At 38.8% G+C, this 18,947-nt stretch carries 16 protein-coding genes; 15 read left to right on the top strand and 1 reads right to left on the bottom strand.

Annotation, left to right across the window (positions count from 1 at the left end):
• The first annotated feature begins 47 nt into the window (after positions 1 to 47).
• The 13 genes from BN988_RS04940 to BN988_RS04880 all read left to right on the top strand — a co-directional run bounded on the left by BN988_RS04940 (position 48) and on the right by BN988_RS04880 (position 15,756).
• Positions 48 to 1,535: a DHA2 family efflux MFS transporter permease subunit gene (locus BN988_RS04940; protein ID WP_036576371.1), complete on the top strand. Its 1,488-nt coding sequence runs from the start codon at positions 48 to 50 to the stop codon at positions 1,533 to 1,535.
• 179 nt (positions 1,536 to 1,714) lie between these two features.
• Entirely contained in the window at positions 1,715 to 2,311 is a 597-nt protein-coding gene (locus tag BN988_RS04935) for a lysophospholipid acyltransferase family protein (protein ID WP_036576369.1), read from the top strand.
• A gap of 172 nt (positions 2,312 to 2,483) precedes the next feature.
• Positions 2,484 to 3,500 carry an NADP-dependent oxidoreductase gene (locus BN988_RS04930; protein WP_036573705.1) on the top strand — a complete coding sequence of 339 codons (1,017 nt, stop codon included), beginning with the start codon at positions 2,484 to 2,486 and terminating at the stop codon, positions 3,498 to 3,500.
• 465 nt (positions 3,501 to 3,965) lie between these two features.
• A complete protein-coding gene (locus BN988_RS04925) occupies positions 3,966 to 4,685 on the top strand; it encodes a GntR family transcriptional regulator (protein ID WP_036573703.1) in 720 nt (239 codons plus the stop codon).
• Positions 4,686 to 4,797: 112 nt separating this feature from the next.
• A complete protein-coding gene (locus BN988_RS04920; protein WP_036573700.1) occupies positions 4,798 to 6,147 on the top strand; it encodes a M20/M25/M40 family metallo-hydrolase in 1,350 nt (449 codons plus the stop codon).
• 37 nt (positions 6,148 to 6,184) lie between these two features.
• Positions 6,185 to 7,723 (top strand): ABC transporter substrate-binding protein, encoded by a 1,539-nt coding sequence (locus tag BN988_RS04915; RefSeq protein WP_036573697.1) that lies wholly within the window; start codon positions 6,185 to 6,187, stop codon positions 7,721 to 7,723.
• A 51-nt stretch (positions 7,724 to 7,774) separates the two neighbouring features.
• Complete coding sequence (locus BN988_RS04910) at positions 7,775 to 8,692, top strand: ABC transporter permease (protein WP_036573695.1); 918 nt, start codon at positions 7,775 to 7,777, stop codon at positions 8,690 to 8,692.
• A gap of 11 nt (positions 8,693 to 8,703) precedes the next feature.
• The gene (locus BN988_RS04905) at positions 8,704 to 9,645 is read left to right on the top strand and encodes an ABC transporter permease (RefSeq protein WP_036573692.1); all 942 of its coding nucleotides are present in this window, start codon (positions 8,704 to 8,706) and stop codon (positions 9,643 to 9,645) included.
• Position 9,646: 1 nt separating this feature from the next.
• On the top strand, positions 9,647 to 10,633 hold the full coding sequence (locus BN988_RS04900; RefSeq protein WP_036573689.1) for an ABC transporter ATP-binding protein: 987 nt from the start codon (positions 9,647 to 9,649) through the stop codon (positions 10,631 to 10,633).
• Positions 10,630 to 11,643: an ABC transporter ATP-binding protein gene (locus BN988_RS04895; protein ID WP_051557667.1), complete on the top strand. Its 1,014-nt coding sequence runs from the start codon at positions 10,630 to 10,632 to the stop codon at positions 11,641 to 11,643. Before BN988_RS04900 ends, BN988_RS04895 begins: the two co-directional genes overlap by 4 nt.
• Before the next feature lie 19 nt (positions 11,644 to 11,662).
• Positions 11,663 to 12,790 (top strand): NAD(P)/FAD-dependent oxidoreductase, encoded by a 1,128-nt coding sequence (locus BN988_RS04890; protein ID WP_036573688.1) that lies wholly within the window; start codon positions 11,663 to 11,665, stop codon positions 12,788 to 12,790.
• A gap of 24 nt (positions 12,791 to 12,814) precedes the next feature.
• Complete coding sequence (locus BN988_RS04885) at positions 12,815 to 14,995, top strand: malate synthase G (RefSeq protein WP_036573686.1); 2,181 nt, start codon at positions 12,815 to 12,817, stop codon at positions 14,993 to 14,995.
• On the top strand, positions 14,992 to 15,756 hold the full coding sequence (locus BN988_RS04880; RefSeq protein WP_036573684.1) for a fumarylacetoacetate hydrolase family protein: 765 nt from the start codon (positions 14,992 to 14,994) through the stop codon (positions 15,754 to 15,756). The genes BN988_RS04885 and BN988_RS04880 overlap by 4 nt, the downstream gene beginning before the upstream one ends.
• A gap of 247 nt (positions 15,757 to 16,003) precedes the next feature.
• Here BN988_RS04880 and BN988_RS04875 read toward each other — a convergent pair whose 3' ends face one another.
• Complete coding sequence (locus BN988_RS04875) at positions 16,004 to 16,933, bottom strand: LCP family protein (RefSeq protein WP_036573683.1); 930 nt, start codon at positions 16,931 to 16,933, stop codon at positions 16,004 to 16,006.
• 190 nt (positions 16,934 to 17,123) lie between these two features.
• On the opposite strand from BN988_RS04875, the gene BN988_RS04870 reads away from it, so the two are divergent.
• Positions 17,124 to 17,756 carry a DUF1232 domain-containing protein gene (locus tag BN988_RS04870; RefSeq protein WP_036573681.1) on the top strand — a complete coding sequence of 211 codons (633 nt, stop codon included), beginning with the start codon at positions 17,124 to 17,126 and terminating at the stop codon, positions 17,754 to 17,756.
• Positions 17,757 to 17,768: 12 nt separating this feature from the next.
• Positions 17,769 to 18,941 (top strand): rod shape-determining protein RodA, encoded by a 1,173-nt coding sequence (gene rodA / locus BN988_RS04865; protein WP_036573678.1) that lies wholly within the window; start codon positions 17,769 to 17,771, stop codon positions 18,939 to 18,941.
• The last annotated feature ends 6 nt before the right edge of the window (positions 18,942 to 18,947 follow it).

Genomic DNA, 18,947 nt, shown 5'->3' with positions numbered 1-18,947 from the left:
TTATACAACGAGTATGAACGGGGGAATGAACGTTGGATATAAAACAAATGCATGAAAAACCTCCTTATGGAATGATTGCCATTCTATTTATCGGGGCTTTCGTAGCTTTATTAAATAACACATTATTGAATGTAGCTCTACCGACCATTATGACAGAATTTGATGTATCACCATCAATTGTTCAATGGATTACCACAGGGTATATGTTGGTAAATGGAATTCTGATCCCAGCAAGTGCTTTCTTTATTCAGAAATTCACTAATAGAAGGCTGTTTCTTACTGCCATGACGCTATTCTCTATAGGGACATTGTTGGCAATGTTGGCGCCAAGCTTTGGAATACTTGTCCTAGCGCGGATGATACAAGCATCAGGTTCAGCTGTGATGATGCCATTGCTAATGAACGTAATGCTTACAGCTTTTCCAGTGGAAAAAAGAGGAAGTGCCATGGGGATTTTCGGTCTGGCGATGATTACAGCTCCAGCCATTGGTCCTACTTTGTCAGGCTGGGTAATCGAGCATTATGATTGGCGCGTATTGTTCGGTATTGTCTTACCATTTGCCTTATTTACTTTAGTGTTTGCTTTTATAAAATTAAGTAATATAACAGAAAATCGTGAGGTACGTTTAAATATACCTTCTCTTATCTTATCTAGCATAGGGTTTGGTGGTATCCTTTACGGCTTTAGTATGGCGGGTGAAAAAGGCTGGGATGCCTTAGAAGTCTATGGAACTATTATTGTTGGAGCTATAGCACTTTTCGGTTTTATCTGGCGACAATTACACATGGATGAACCAATGCTGGAGTTCAGAATATATAAGCATCCAATGTTTGCATTATCCTCAGCTATCTCGATTGTCCTTTCCATGTCAATGTTCTCGGCAATGATCTTAACGCCATTGTATGTGCAGACTATTCGTGGGATTTCACCATTCCATTCTGGATTGCTTATGTTACCAGGCGCAATTGTTATGGGAATTATGTCTCCTATTATGGGACGCTTGTTTGACAGGTTTGGTGCAAGAATACTTGCGATTATCGGTTTATCTATTACGGTTCTTACAACTTATTTATTTAGTAATTTAGATCTTGACTCGGGTTATTACTTTATTATGTTACTTTATACCATTCGGATGTTTGGTATTTCCATGGTCATGATGCCGGTTATGACCAATGGGTTAAATCAGTTACCAATGAGAGATAACCCACACGGTACGGCAATGAACAGTACCATCCAACAGGTTTCTGGTGCAATTGGTTCTGCCTTACTTCTTACTGTTATGAACAAACGAAGTGAATCAGCAGGAAATGATCTACTAGACCAGGCGATGGCTTCTGGGAATGTACCGCAAAGCACCGACGGAATGGCAGCATTTAAAGTGCAGCTTGCAAATGAGGCTATGCTAGAAGGGATTAATTTCACCTTCTTCGTTTCCACATGGATTGCAGTCGTTGCACTGCTTCTCGGTTTCTTTATTAAACGGGTTACACCACCTAAAACAGAATATGAGCAAGTTGACACTCCTGCTTCGTAATGATGAAACCAGTATCTTATTAAAGGTACTGGTTTTTATTTTGATTTCATATTATTATAAGAAGGGCATTTAGTAGGATTCTTAAGGAACTTTAACGTTTTTTGTGAAAATAGTACCAGGTGCTAATAGTTTGTGTTAAAATGAAACAAAGAAACAAGCAGGTAAGGAGAGAGAGCATGATATACACATTTGCTGCTAATCTTGTTAAACTTATATTAACTTTATTTGGTAGACTGAGGGTTCACCAAAAAGAAAACATTCCAAAAGAGAAAGATGGTTATGTTATTGCTTGTACGCATACTGGTTGGGTAGATATTCTTTGGCTAGGAGTTTCCATGCTACCAACCAAAATACATTATATGGCTAAGAAGGAGTTATTTAAGTCTAAAGGACTGAAATGGCTTATGGAACATCTTAATGCATTTCCAGTTGACCGAGAAAACCCAGGCCCGAGTACGATTAAGGTACCTCGAAGACTGCTTGCAGAGGGCAAAGTGGTTGGGATTTTTCCTAGTGGGACAAGAACTAGTGAAGAAGTTCCTTTAAAACGCGGAGCTGTTACCATTGCCGGACATTCTAAAGTTCCTATTCTTCCTGTTGCTTATACAGGCCCAAATAATTTTACTGACTTGTTTAAACGGGTAAAACCCCATATTATTTACGGTGAACCTATATATTTACCAGAAGACATGTCTAAAAAAGAAGGCATGGAAGTCATGATGGAGCAGTTAAACGTAGCGTTAAACCAATTACAGGAACAGTTAAGAGAAAAATAATAATGTGAAGAACAGTACCAGTTGAGGTATTGTTCTTTTTTAGTTCATCAGATGTATATGGGAAATGCAGCTGGTAGAAATTATGAGAAGCTATGCTGATGCTTAACTTTTGATAAATGGGGAAAATAAATAGAGTGGTTAAAAGTTTAAATTACTAGGGGAGGTAAAATCAATGACACAACAACAACAACTTATTCTTCAAGAGCGCCCTAATGGGTTACCTAATGATAGCACCTTTCAATTTAAAGAGGTAGAGAAGGGTACCCCAAAAGATGGAGAAGTATTATTAAAAACACTTTATGTCTCAGTAGATCCATATATGAGGGGAAGGATGTCAGACGCGCCTTCTTATGTTGCTCCATTTAAAGTCGGGGAACCATTAGCTGGTGGAGTGGTCGCGCAAGTTGTAGAGACAAAAAGCGATCAACTGCAAAAAGGTGATATCGTTAGAGGGAATTTACCGTTTCAAGAGTACAATGTAGAAAAACCAGATCAGGTTAGTAAAGTACAAACAAATGGATTAGATCCGAGCGCTGCTCTCAGCGTGCTTGGAATGCCCGGTTTAACAGCCTACTTTGGCCTGATGCACATTGGAAAGCCTAAAAGAGGAGAAACAGTAGTGATATCTGGAGCAGCAGGAGCTGTTGGGCAGGTTGCAGGGCAGCTTGCTAAACAGGCTGGAGCCAAGGTTGTTGGTATTGTCGGTTCTGAAGAGAAAGCTGACTATATAAAAGACAAGTTAGGCTACGATAAAGCCGTGGAATATAAAAAAGATGATTTTGGAAAACAACTAAAAGATGCCTGTCCTGATGGCATAGATATATATTACGAAAATGTTGGTGGCGAAATTTCCGATCATATATGGCCCATGCTAAATACATTTGCGCGTGTACCTGTTTGTGGAGCAATTTCCTCTTATAATTTAAAGGAAGGAGAACAGGATATCGGTTTACGGGTACAGCAATTTCTTGTGAAGTCCCGTGTTCTCATGCAAGGGTTTATTGTTGGTGATTTCTCTGACCATTACGCTGAAGCATATGAAGAATTAGCAAATGCTGTGAGTAAAGGCAATTTGCACTATGAAGAAACTATTTATGAAGGGTTTCAAAAGATTCCAGATGCTTTCCTTGGATTGTTCTCAGGAAAAAATATTGGCAAACAGCTTGTAAAGGTTTCAGCACCTGAATAAGGAACTAATAACAGGTCAAAGCGTGTCGCAAAAGGACGGCCTGGATTTTGAAAAATATAAACTACATCCCGGGTAAGGGATTGCTCGGGATGTTTTTGTTTTATGAAGTTACTTACTTTTGAAAAGCCTAAAATAATATGGGAATTGTTCTAGTCAGAATTTGGAAGCAGGAGAAGATAACGTAGTTACAGAGCGCAAGCAAAAAGAGCAATTTGTTGTTTCAAATGTAGTTGGTTTTAAAATTGTATAATCAACCTCCTTATCTTTGGTAATTATCGGTAGAATAGGAGTCTACTACAATCATTTTACAATGTAAGGGTTTTATTTTTCTGATTTTTATATAATAATTAGATTTTTAGAATAAATTATAAATATACAGTTGACTTCATAAAAAAATGAGATTATACTTGTCAACAATACACAAATATTTAATATAATATTATAACTTTTGATAGGGAGTATAGTATGAAAGTAGACAAGGATTTATCTACACCTTTATATGATCAAGTGAAGCATATATTGGAAGCTAAGATTACAAGTAAGGAATGGGACGTCGGGTATCAACTCCCGACCGAAAAAAAGCTTGCAGAGACATTTAATGTTAGTAACATCACGATCAAACGAGCCATTCATGATTTAGTACATGAGGGTTTGCTATACAGACAAAGTGGTAAAGGTACTTTTGTTAAAACAAAGGATGAAACTAATTTAACAAGACTTGTTTCTTTAAGGAATGAAGCTTGGGAAAACCAGTATCATCCTCACCGAACGTTGAACCTTAAGGCTGAGAAAGCATCTTCTGATATTAAAAGAAAACTTGAAATGAAGGAAGATGAAGTGTATAAAATTCATAGAATAAAGTTAAGAGAAGATATTCCGGTAGCAATAGAATATTCCTATATACCAGTACATCTCTTTCCCGGACTACTCGAAAATGATATGGAAAAAGAACTACTCTACAATTTGTTTACCCAGACTTATCATAAGAAGCTAGGGAAAGCAAAAGTATATTTCTCGATTATTTTTGCTGACAGCTATGAGGCAGCATTATTACAACTCCCAGTCGGAGAACAATTATTTTCGCTTGAGCGTTATACAGTTGATGAAGAAGGGACTATAATTGAGTATTCACGATTTATTTTAAAACAAGAACAATCTAACTTTTACTTAGAAATAGATTTGTAGTTTTTTTGAAGAAAAATATCTAAAAATTATTATTTTGCGAAACTATACAATAATATTATAACTTTATAATGTTATAATATTATATTTTATATAATGAAAAAGGAGGGATTGTGTGGAAAAACTTTTTCAACAAATAGAAGAACATGCATCCTTGTATCAACATTGGTTGTTATCCATGTGTAATCAACCAAGTATTTCTGCACAAAATATAGGGATGCAGGAGATGAAGGAGTTGGTGATACAGCTTCTGGAGGATTTGGGAGCAGATGTGGAAGAAGTTGTGACTGCTGGATATCCGATTATTTATGGGCAGATCGATAATGGTAGTAAAAGAACTCTGACTTTTTACAACCATTATGACGTGCAGCCTCCAGATCCATTAGCAGAATGGATGTCTGACCCGTTTAAAGCGAGAGTTGAGAATGGACAGATCTTTGCAAGAGGGGTAGCAGATAATAAAGGAAATATAGCAGCACGAATAGCAGCAGTACACGCCTATCAGAAAGTTCATGGCGATTTACCGGTTAATGTGAAATTCATTATTGAAGGGGAAGAGGAGGTTGGTAGTCCTAACTTAAAAAAATTTGCATTAGAGAATCCGGAAAAGCTAAAAACAGATGCCATGATTTGGGAAGGGGGCATGCGTAATGTTCATGACAAACGTCCGCATATCAGCTTTGGAGTGAAAGGGATATGCTTTGTAGAATTGCGAGTTAGGGGCGCAGCTTTTGATCTTCATTCGTCGGAAGGGGCTGTAGTTGAAAATCCTGCATGGCGTCTAGTATGGGCGTTGAGTACATTAAAGAATAAGCATGAAAAAATACTAATTGATGGGTTCTATGACCATATTTTAGAACTAACAGAAAAAGAAAAGGCTTTTTTTCAAACGATGGATTATGATGAAGAGCATACAAAAACTCATTATCAAATAGACAATTTTCTTACTGGTGTAACTGGATTAGAGTTGAAGGAGCGTTTGACGGCCGCCCCAACTTGCACAATCTGTGGGTTGGAAGCAGGGGATACTGGACAAGGGGCCAAAACAGTACTGCCATCCAGGGCCAAAGTGAAGATTGACTTTCGAATAGTACCTGGGCAGACTCCGAAAATGGTGATAGATTTGTTGCGTAAACATTTGGATCAACACGGCTTTCGAGATATTGAAATTGAGCAGCTTGCTGGACTACTCCCATTTAATTCGGACTCGGAGAATCCGTTTGTTGATACGGTTATTAACAGTATGAAGGAAGTGTACGAAGAGCCACCTATCATCATGCGTAATCTGGCAGGATCTAGCCCAATGGAAAAATTACTTGCAAATACGGAGATACCTGCTGCTCAGATTGGCGTTGCAAACACAGGGTCAAACTTTCATGGGCCCAATGAGAATATTTATGTAGATGATTTTATAAAGGGGATAAAGGCTACGGCAAATGTCATGCGGCATTTTGGAGATGTTTAGCTATTAATAACTGAATAATCAAAATAGGGGGATGGAAATGAAAAAAATAAGTACTTTTAGCATTGGTTTTCTAATTTTAGTTATCATGACACTTGCAGGCTGTAGTAATGAAGGAGAAACAGCAGGAGGAAGCGAGGACGATAGTAATACTCTTGTCCTAGCACAAGCTGCTGACATTCCGTCAATCGATCCACAAAATTCTTTAAGCACCACAGGGGACCGTGTTCATCGTAATATGTTTAGCCGTTTATTTATGTGGGACAACGAACTAGCATTGCAAGAAGACCTTGTGGACACGTACAAACAAATCGATGAAGAAACTTGGGAGTTTACTTTAAAAGAAGCAACTTTTCATAACGGAGAGGTAGTTACGGCGGAAGATGTAAAATTTAGTTTGGAGCGCGTTATGACTGATGAAACTTTAAAGGAATATCCATACTTTAAACAATTGAAGGAAGTAAACGTAAAAGATGAGCAAACGGTGGAAATTATTACAGATGGACCAATGCCTACAATACTAAATCTTCTTGCGAAAAGTGGATCCGATATACTTCCCAAAGCTTATTTTGAGGAAGTAGGAATAGAAGGATTTCAAGAGAAACCAATTGGGTCAGGACCTTATCAATTTGAAGATTGGATTCGTGATGATCGCGTAACACTGGTACCGTTTGAAGATTATTATGGGGATAAACCTAAATGGGATAAAGTTGAAGTACGTGCTATTCCAGAAAGTTCTACCAGAGTTGGTGAATTGCTGACAGGTGGGGTTGATGTTGCAACAGATATCCCACCAAACGAATGGGAGCGTGTTGAGTCAGAATCAGGCGTTGATTTGGTAAATGGTGAAACAACTAGAGTTAGTCTTTTAATGGTTCGCACAACGGAAGGGTATGTAACCTCTGATCCAAAAGTTCGGGAAGCGATTGATCTTGCTATCGATCAGCAAGCAATTGTGGATTCAGTTCTTCAGGGTACAGGAGTCCCGGTTCGTACCAGAGTTCCAGAAGGCGTATTTGGAACAAACCCGGATTTAACAAATACACGGGTTTATGATGTAGAAAGAGCAAAAGAACTTTTAGCGGAAGCTGGACATCCAGATGGAATTGATATTACTTTTACTTCATCAAGAGGTCGTTACCCATTGGATAGTGAAGTAGCACAACTAATTGTAAGTATGTTAAGTGAAGCAGGCATCAATGCAGAGCTGAAATTACTTGAATCAAGTGCGTTTTTGGATGAATACAATTCAAAGTCGAACGAAGAATTAATTATGATTGGCTTGGCAGATGGTTTGCTTGATGCATCTTATTCCTTAGTTCACTATACCGAGGAGCGAGCGGCCGGTCAGACGGATTATAAAAATGAAGAAGTCGAGGAACTATTTAACGCTGCAGGCCAAAATTTAGACGAAGAAGAGCGTAAAAAACAGTATCAATTAATTCAAGAAATCGTAGCTGAAGAGAGACCACATATTTTCCTTTACCAAAATGCCGTGAACTACGGGGTAAGTGAAAGCATTACTTTTACACCACGTTTGGACGAAGCAATCCGCTTTGATGATCTAACGAAAAAATAATGACAGGGGGAGTCGCCTGGCAAACGTCGGCTCCCCAAAAGGAGACTTGATATGAAGAAGTATCTTGTGAAACGTCTACTACAGATCATCCCTGTACTATTCATCATTTCGTTTGTTGTATTTGTACTTGTGTATATGGCAGGGGACCCCGTTGCTTTAATGCTGCCAGAAGATGCTTCGGAAAGTGACCGGGAAGCAATGCGAGCGGCGCTTGGACTGACTGACCCATTCTATATTCAGTACTTTCGCTTCGTGGGTGATTTAATTCAAGGTAATTTCGGTACATCTTTCCGTTATAACCAAGCTGCACTTCCATTGGTGTTAGAAAGACTGCCAGCAACATTTGAGCTTGCTGCTGCTTCTATGGTAGTAGCAACGTTAATGGCGATTCCACTAGGGATTTATTCTGCACGTAAACAAAATTCATTAGTAGATTTATTTATTACAGGGGGTTCTGTGTTAGGGAAAGCAATGCCAAACTTTTGGCTAGGAATTCTCTTAATTTTATTGTTTGCAGTCAACATCCAATTTTTCCCTGTTTCTGGGAGAGGTACAATCGTACATATGATTCTTCCCGCTATTACGTTAGGAACGGGTATAGCAGCAGAAATGACAAGGCTTATTCGTTCCAATATGCTAGAGATTCTTAACCAGGATTATATTAGGACTGCAAGAAGTAAAGGGGTTTCTAGCAATATATTAGTTTATAAACATGCTTTCCGTAATTCCTTGATCCCTGTTGTCACGATAATGGGTTTACAAGTTTCACATTTAGTCAGCGGGGCACTCATAACTGAAAGTGTATTCTCTTGGCCAGGAATTGGTTTATTGCTTGTCCAAGCAGTAAATGGGAGAGATATGGCAGTAGTTCAAGCGGCGGTGTTTGTCATCGCATTGCTTGTTATCATTGTGAATTTAATAACGGATTTAATTTATAGGTTACTGGACCCAAGAATAAATTATTCATAAGGAGGGGCATCATGCAAGGAAATGCTGAAGCAAAAACAGTAGGGGGAATTCGACCAACTGTGCGAAAAGTAAAGGCCTCCGGAGGCTTTAAACGCTGGTGTCGTCTCCTCTTGCAAAGCAAAACAGGAACAGTTGGATTCATTATTGTGCTAATCGTTGTGTTGGTAGCTATTTTTGCAGATCTTATCGTACCACATGATCCTGCGGAGAATAATTTATCGGGTATGCTGTTGCCACCTTTTTGGATGGATGGTGGGTCTACTTCCTATTTACTTGGGACAGATAATCTTGGAAGAGACATTTTTAGCAGAATTATTGTAGGTACGAGGGTTTCCTTATTAGTAGGAATCTTTTCCGTTGTACTAGCAGGAATCATTGGCTTACTTGTGGGGGTAGCAGCGGGATATTACGGTAAGTGGGTAGATACTATTCTTATGAGGATTGTAGATTCATTTCTTGCCATACCGAGCATTCTATTTATTTTAGTAGTTTTAGCAGTGTTTGAACCTAGTATTATGACCTTGATAGTGGTCATCGGTTTAACCAATTGGGTATCTTATGCCCGTGTAGTGAGAAGTGAAGTATTGAGTGTGAAGGAAAGAGATTTTGTACGTGCTTCTCACTCCATTGGAACTAAAAACACTACGATTATTAAAAAACATATTGTACCAAATATTATTTCTTCCTTTATTGTTATTTCGGCATTAAGTGTAGCAACTACGATTATTCTTGAGGCATCACTAAGCTTCCTTGGATTAGGGATTCAGCCACCCGACGTATCATGGGGGGCCATGCTTACTGATGGACGGAATTATCTGGCTACCAATTGGTGGATAGCGACTTTTCCAGGAATTGCTATAACGATCACAGTACTGGGTATTATTTTCCTCGGCGACTGGTTACGAGATGTGCTAGATCCTCGAAACTACTTCAGTAAAAAGGGAGGAGCTTAGAATGACAGATAACTTATTGGAAGTTAAAAATTTGCATACGCATTTTTTTACCGAGAATGGTGTGATTCCATCGGTAAACGGCGTAACTTTTTCGGTCAAAAAAGGGGAGGTCATTGGTATCGTTGGAGAATCAGGGTGTGGGAAGAGTGTCACATCCTTATCCATTCTTCAACTTATTAATAAACCAGGAAAGATTGTGGAAGGGGAGATTAGGTTTCATGATAAGGACTTAACGACATTCTCAGAAAAAGATATACGTAAAATACGTGGGAATAAAATTTCCATGATCTTTCAGGAGCCACTAACATCTCTAAACCCTGTGTTCACCATTGGTCATCAAATTTCCGAGGCAATTCGCCTCCACCAAAAAGTAGATAAGAAGGAAGCAAAGCAACGGAGTATTACTCTTTTAAGCAAAGTAGGCATGGCTAATCCAGAACGCCAGTATCATGCCTTTCCCCACCTGCTTAGCGGCGGGATGCGGCAACGTGTGATGATTGCTATGGCTCTCTCATGTAACCCTGAACTACTCATTGCTGATGAGCCGACCACAGCATTAGATGTCACCATTCAGAAGCAGATATTAAAGTTAATGAAAAATCTAAGTAGTGAATCTAACACGTCGATTATCTTAATAACACATGATCTTGGTGTTATTGCAGAAATGGTGGATAGAGTTGTAGTTATGTATGGAGGAGAGATTGTCGAAGAAAATGACGTATATAGTCTTTTTGAAAATCCGAAGCATCCGTACACAAAAGGTTTGTTGAACAGTACACCTAAAATACACCGACTTAAAGAAAAACTGCAATCAATTAAAGGGAATGTACCAACACCAGATCAACTACCGTCAGGCTGTAATTTTCAAGATCGGTGTCCATTTGCAATGAAGAAGTGCCGAGAAATATCGCCAGACCTAGTTGTTTCTAGTGATGGATCTTCCGTCCGTTGCTGGCTACACCAGGAAAAGGAAGTGGTAAATGTATGACACAACAGGTGCAAGTCAAACAAAGTACAATAAAAGCACCATTACTTGAAGTAAAAGAGCTTTCAAAGCACTTTGTTGTATCTACTAATCTATTTGGGAAGCCGAAGGAAAGCGTCAAAGCAGTGAACGGGGTGAACCTATTACTGGAAAAGGGTGAAACACTTGGCATCGTTGGGGAATCGGGATGTGGAAAATCTACCATGGGAAATACCATTCTAAGACTTATTGAGCCTACTGAGGGGAGCATTTTTTTTGAAGGGCAGGATGTGTTAAACATGACTCGAGCACAGCTGCAGGAAATGCGAAAAGAGGTTCAAATGATTTTTCAAGACCCGTTTTCTTCTTTAAACCCAAGGATGCGAGTATTTGATATTATTGCCGAACCGTTGCGGACCCATAAAGTAGCTATTGGGAAAGAATTACATCGGAGAGTTTATGAACTTTTAGATCTGGTAGGACTTGATCAATCACAGGCAGATCGTTTCCCCCACCAATTTAGTGGGGGCCAAAGACAGCGAATTGGGATTGCTCGGGCTATTGCTTTAAACCCAAAATTAATCGTTTGTGATGAACCCGTCTCTGCTTTAGACGTTTCAATCCAAGCACAAATACTGAATCTGTTACTAGAGTTAAAGGAAAAGTTACAATTAACTTTAATATTTATTGGACACGGAATCCCTGCTGTTAAATATATCAGCGACCGGATTGCAGTGATGTATATGGGGGAAATTGTAGAAATGGCTGACAAGGAAAGCCTTTTTTCAAAGACACGTCACCCATACACCCAAGGACTTATTTCTGCAGTTCCGATTCCGGACCCTTCTTTAAGAGAAGATTCCGAGGATGTAATACTTGAAAAGGATTTGCCAGATCAGCGCAACTTGCCAAAAGGTTGTAGTTTTTACTCGCGTTGCCCATTTGCGACAGAAAAATGTAAAGAGGAAAAGCCGAAATTGAAAGCAAACAAAGAAGGACATCTTGTAGCCTGTCATTATCCATTGCATGCATAAAAAGGGAGGAGAATAAGATATGAAAGTCGTAGTAGTTGGAACTGGAATTGTTGGATCAAGTGCAGCTTATTATCTTGTCAAAAATGGAATAGAGGTTGTGATGGTAGACCGAATTGAGAACGGGAAAGCAACTTCCGCTGGTGCTGGAATCGTCTGTCCGTGGATCTCCCGTGTAGATGATCCAGATTGGTACCAAATCGCAAAACGTAGCGCCAGATTCTATCCAGATCTTATTGCACAATTAAAACAAGATGGTGAGGCGGAAACGGGATATAAAAAAGTAGGAGCACTCAGCGTCAGCTCAGACCCTGCCAAACTAGACGAAGTTGAGAAACGAGTTAGAAAGAAACAAGAGGAAGCTCCTGAAGCCGGTGAAATTAGAAGATTAGATGCAAAACAAGCTAAGGCAATGTTTCCTGCCCTTGCTGATGATTTGGAGGCTGTTTTTGTATCTGGTGCAGCTCGTATTGACGGTAGTTATTTACGTGATGCGTTAAAGCGCGCGACCCAAAAACACGGTGCACGCTTAATTGAAGGAGAGGCATCACTCCAGACATCGGCTAAAAAAATAACGGGTGTTACTGTAAATGGCGAGACTATCACAGCCGATAAAGTGCTTATCACAGCAGGAGCCTGGGCGCCGGAACTATTAAAACCACTAGGACTTGAGCTGGCGATGGAGCCACAGCGTGGACAGATTGCCCATATTAATTTACCTCAACAGGATACGTCAGATTGGCCAGTTGTTTTACCACACACTAGTCACTATATGTTGGCATTTGATGATTCTCGTGTGGTTGCCGGTGCTACAAGAGAAACTGGATCTGGATTTGATTATAGATTAACAGCTGGAGGAGTGCACGAAGTATTGGGAGCCGCTTTAGATGTTGCTCCTGGTTTGAAGGAAGGAACCTTAAAAGAAGTGCGTATTGGTTTTCGTCCGATGGGACCAGATATTCTGCCATTAGTAGGAGCAGTGGACGCCATTACAGGGCTATACATGGCAAATGGGTTGGGAGCATCTGGATTAACGATGGGTCCTTATGTTGGCACATTGGCAGCAGAGTTAATGATGGACGAACAAATAGAAGTGGATATGAGCCCATATCAGCCAATGCGAGCAATTACAGTGAAAGAACCAATTTAACATGTACATGAGAGGCTGATAGAAGTGGCGAACTATAAAAAAATAGGAACATTACAGGTGGAAGAGGGGTTATATGATTTCCTTCACGAGGAGGTCTTTGTAAACATTGACCTTCATTACAACAAATTTTGGAATGATTTTTCTGATTTAGTGAGTGATCTAACACCTATCAATGATGAATTACTTAAGGAAAGAGATCAATTGCAATCAGCAATTAATAACTGGCATGTTGCCAACCCTACGTTTAGCCAACAGCAATATAAGCAATTTCTTGAGAGAATTGGATACTTAGAAGAGGAACCTGAAAAAGTGAAGATTACAACTGAAAACGTGGACGACGAGGTAACTGTTGCAGGGCCACAATTGGTTGTTCCTGTAAATAATGCTCGCTATGCCATTAACGCTGCCAACGCTCGATGGGGAAGTCTGTATGACGCATTATATGGGACAGATGTAATTTCAGAAACAGATGGTGCTGAAATAAGATCTAATTACAATCCTATACGAGGAGAAAAGGTAGTAGCGTTTGGACGAAGCCTTTTAGATCAATTTCTTCCATTGGATAAGGGAAGTCATCACGATGTAACGGACTATCATATTAGGGGAGAAGAAGGCCTCATTTTTACACTAGAAAATGGAGGGAGCGCTTCATTAAAGGATCCCTCCTTATTCCGCGGGTATCTTGGAAATAAGGAGAATCCTACTTCTATTCTATTTAGACATCATGGTCTCCATATTGAATTGGTACGCGATGAAAAGGATCCAATCGGCAGTCGAGATAAGGCTAATGTAAAGGATATTATCTTAGAAGCCGCACTTACTACTATCATCGATTGCGAAGACTCCGTTGCAGCAGTTGATGCAGAGGATAAGCAGGAAGTCTATCGGAACTGGCTTGGGCTAATGAATGGTCACTTAACAGCATCCTTTAAAAAGAATGGCAGTACGATTGAACGACGTTTACATGAGGATCGAGAATATATCGGGTTACGTAATGATAGGTTTACCCTTAAGGGGAGATCGTTATTGTTTATACGGAATGTTGGTCACTTGATGACAACTGATGCAATATTAGACGAAACTGGTAAGCCAATTTACGAAGGTATACTAGATACCGTCGTCACCAGTCTTATTGCCCTACACTCAATGAATGGAAAAGAGAAATATGCCAATTCAGAGTTAGGCTCTATATATATTGTTAAGCCTAAAATGCATGGTCCTAAGGAAGTAGCGTTTAGTAATACATTGTTTAACCGTGTAGAAGATATACTTGGCCTAACACGGCATACGATTAAAATCGGCGTCATGGATGAGGAAAGGCGAACTTCCCTTAACTTAAAAGCGTGTATTAAGCAAGTAAAAGAGCGTATTGTATTTGTAAATACAGGACTTTTGGATCGTACTGGCGATGAAATTCATACGTCTATGCTTGCTGGTCCGGTGCAAAGAAAGAATAACATGAAGCATACGGAGTGGATTAAAGCCTATGAATCATCGAATGTCTTTACTGCCCTTTCAAGTGGGTTCCCGAAAATTGCACAGATTGGGAAGGGTATGTGGGCTGCGCCAGATCGAATGAAAGCAATGCTTGAAGAAAAAGTGGTTCATCCACTATCTGGTGCTACAACAGCATGGGTCCCATCACCGACTGCTGCCATACTACATGCTCTTCACTACCACCAAGTGGATGTTTCCAAGGTTCAAGAACAGCTTCTAGCGAAGACCGAGCTATTTTCCTATCGTGACGAGCTCTTAAAAATACCTATTATGACTGAAAAATTGTTAGCTAAAGAAAACATTCAACAGGAATTAAATAATAATGTTCAAGGGATACTTGGGTATGTTGTCCGCTGGGTAGATCAAGGAATTGGATGCTCTAAAGTACTTGATGTTCACAATGTTGGTTTAATGGAAGATCGTGCTACACTTCGAATATCCAGTCAGCATATTGCAAATTGGCTGCACCATGGAGTTTGTACAAAAGAACAGGTCTACGATACATTCAAGAATATGGCAAAAGTGGTCGATCAACAGAATCAGCTGGATGCTTCCTACGAGCCAATGGCAAATAACGAAGCAAATTCAATTGCCTTCCAGACCGCATGTAAGCTTGTCTTCGAAGGATTTAAGCAGCCCAATGGCTATACAGAACCTATTTTGCATGAGGGAAGGAAAGTAAAAAAAGAAGAGAGGGTGAAATTGTGAAATTTGTTCGATACAAGGATAAAAATCAAGTGTTTCAAGGTATTTTGGAAAAAGACAAAATCATCCAAATCTCTGGGGCCCCCTACAGCAATTGGAAGAAAACAAGTGGGGTTCATCTACGTAGTGAAGTGCAGCTACTTGCACCAATCCTACCAAATCAAATTATAGGTATTGGTGCGAATTATGTAGCAAGTGAAGAGGAATTACCTAGTGCCCCTGTACAGCATCCAGTATTCTTTTTTAAGCCAGTATCTTCCGTTATTGGTCCTGATGAAAACATTGTCATACCAGAGCAGGTTGAAAATGTAAAATTTGAGGCAGAATTGGCTGTGGTTATTGGGAAAGAGATAAAGCAATTACAACCAGAAGATCCTGTGGAACCATATGTATTTGGGTATACAATTGCAAACGATGTTACAGCACCGGACATGTTTCATCCGGATGGCCACTGGACCATTGGGAAAGCCTTTGATACATTTACACCGATCGGTCCAGTAGTAGAAACGAACCTTGACTTAAACAAGATTCGAATTGAAGCCACAGTGGGCGGTGTGGAGAAGCAAAATAGTCCAACACATTTAATGATTGTCACCATTGAAGAGATGATTCGTTACTTATCTCATGTGATGACATTACAGCCAGGAGACGTTATCTTAACGGGAAGCCCTGTTGGTGCAGAAATGGTTGGGGGAAATATAATGGTAGAGTGCACCATTGAAGGCATAGGGACATTACGTAATGAAACGAAAGTTAGTTATTAGATGAAAATTTGGTAGTTTCTCTGTTAAGAAAATTGGTACCGAGCCAGCATAGTAGATTCTAACTTTTGTGGATCAGTACTTAACCACAAAACTTGAATTTTTTCTATAATAAAAGGTTCTGAATTCGGAACTTACTTTCCAGGTGCTATTCCGTATTACACGTGAAATAGCACCTTTTATTTTCTGAGAAATTCGCTATCAGTTAAATTCACGTGCGTCTTTCATTTAATAGCTCAGGAAAATTTATCTATCTTGATAAAAAGTCCTCTAAGGCTTGTTTATTTTGATCAAAATCTATATCTAATACAGCCCCGACATTGACACGTTGGTTTGTGAATGATCCGTCAACTGGTAGTCTCATTGTCTCGACATCTTGATCTGAAGTTAGTAACCCTTTTCCAATTGAAAATAAGATATTATTACTAATATTTGTATCAACATAGCCTGTTGCTATACCTAGTGTCTTAGGTAATTTTACTATACTATTCACTGAAATTGCCTCATCTTTTAGTTTTGACAGAACTTCCTGCTGGCGTCTTACCCTTCCGAAATCACTTTCACTATCTTTCCGAAAACGTACATAACCTAAAAGTTCCTCGCCGTGTAAGGTTTGTTCTCCTTTTTCTAGCGTCATTCCAATATTCTTTGACATTTTTTTTGCTATATTTATATTTAGACCGTCCGGTGCAATTACATCTACTATTTTAGGGAACCCGTTAAAGTCTACAATCGCATAATAATTTATATCTGTATCAAAGTTTTGTTTAATTGTTTGTCTAAGTAGTTCGGGGCCGCCAAAAGAATAAGCTGCATTTAACTTATTCATTCCGTATCCTGGGATGTCTACATAAATATCGCGCATTAAAGATACTACTTTTACTTCATTCGTATTTTGATTATAGTAACCAATCATTAAGGTGTCTGAACGACCTTGCTCTCCCTCTCTTGCGTCTGATCCGATTAAAAGCACCTTTACTTCTCCAAACTTTACTTCCTCCCCTGCAAAGTCTGTATGCACTGCTTCGCTATCCGAGGAATTTTCCTTTTTTGCTGCGGATAAACCTTGATTAAACTGAATGATGCTATATGTAACTACTCCTCCAATTATTAGAACGAAAGTAAGCATACTAAGCTTTATTCTTTTCTTTAATTTTGATTTCTTTTTTAATCTCCCCATGTTAATGACACTCCTTGTATTAATTTATGTAAACTATATGATAATGTTGACAAAATGTCAAAGTGCTAATTACTTGTTAAATTAATATTTAATTAGATGCTTGTTTAATAAATTGACAAATTGTCAACGATACTGTAAATTGCGATATAGATGAGGTATTCAAGACATTATAGATAGGTGGACATAAAAAATGACTACAGAATTTGGTGGATTTTTGAAAAAACAATTACAGATAAACGGTCTCACCATGCGTAAATTTAGTGAAATGACCAATATAGAAACTTCGAGCATTTCTAGAATTATTAATGGCAAGAGGAAAGCTAACATCCATCATTTAAGGGCTTTTTCTGAAGCCATAAATATACCAATAGAGGAGCTTTTGAAAGTTGCTGGTTATGCTAATCATTCTATTTCGAATAATAATGAGGAAAAAGTAGAAAAGCATATCCAACAGCTAATACAGGTTATCGAAACTTCCGATATGGACCACCATGAATTTTCAATTGATCGTTTGGAGAAACAGTTGAAAAATCACAGACAACACGCAATGACAGAAGAGGGGCAGGAAACGATAAAGGAGAAATTTAAAAGTAAGATAAAGCGTATTGGTGCTGCTGGCCCGTTTATACAACAATTAGAAAAGATGTATGAGCAGTTTACATCTGGGAATGTAACAATAAAGCATCAACTCATAATGGGCGGAGCTCTACTATACTTTGTTTTAACATTGGATTTAATTCCTGACTATCTCTTTCCTATTGGGTATATAGATGATGCTATTGCAGTACAATTAACTGTAAGCATGCTGGCTAAACAAGGATAGGATTTGGCTTTTATGAACTCGAAAAAACATGTAATTGATTATACATTATTATTTGTTATATTTTGTTTCTTCCTATTTAGTTTGATAGCAGTTTATAGTGGTTCTGGGCAATATGAGTCGGCTGACTCTTTTTATTTTTTGAAACGACAAATATTTTGGTATATATTGGGCTTTGCTGTTTTAGCTGCCTTTGCGCTATTGGACTATGATCTAATAAAGCGATGGAGTTTCTATTTATATCTATTTAGTGTGCTATTACTTATTTATGTACATTTTTTTGGTGTGATTAAAAACGGTTCCCAACGGTGGATTAACTTTGGTTTATTTGAATTACAACCTTCTGAGTTTTTGAAGTTTTCTCTGGTTCTATACCTTGCGACCATTTTAAATAAGGTTGGTAACAAAAGGCTCTCATTTAAAAAGAGTATACCGATTATAATAAAAATTGGCATTGTTACCCTTGTTCCATTCGTTTTGGTGTTAGTACAGCCAGATTTGGGTTCTGCCCTCATGGTAGGAATGGCTGCCGCTACTATGTTGTTTATATCGGTGATTTCGAGCAAGATGGTTCTGCTTATTCTTATTGGAGTAGTCGCTCTAGTTTCTGTAATTGTATGTCTCTACTTTGTTGCACCAGAATTATTGATGCAAATCTTTAAACCCCATCAGCTATCTAGAATTTATGGTTGGTTAGACCCTGAACATTTTCCTTCCAACTCTGGATATCAGCTGAAACAAGCAAGAATGGGGATAGGATCAGGGCAGTTAACTGGAAATGGTTTTAATCAAGGAGTGCAAATTCAAAGTGGAAAGGTTCCTGAGGCACATACAGACTTTATTTTTGCGGTGATTGGTGAAGAATTCGGCTTCATTGGTGCTTGTATTTTAGTATTTCTCTATTTCTTTCTTATTTATCGAATTGTACTAGCTACTTTAAATGCAAAGAACCTTTTTGGAGCATACATAGGAATAGGAATTATAGCTTTAATTGCTTTTCAAGTATTTCAAAACATTGGAATGACAATCGGATTAATGCCAATAACAGGGCTTGCCTTGCCATTTATAAGCTATGGAGGTAGTGCATTGTTAACTAACATGGCAGCGATTGGTCTCATACTCAGTATTCAGATGCGAACTAGGAAACATAATTTGTTTGATAAAGGTTTTTCAAACAACTCCGATTAAGGCGTT

The organism is Oceanobacillus picturae (assembly GCF_000612865.1).
Lineage (GTDB): Bacteria > Bacillota > Bacilli > Bacillales > Amphibacillaceae > Oceanobacillus_B > Oceanobacillus_B jordanicus.
This window is presented reverse-complemented; position numbering and strand designations above follow the sequence as displayed.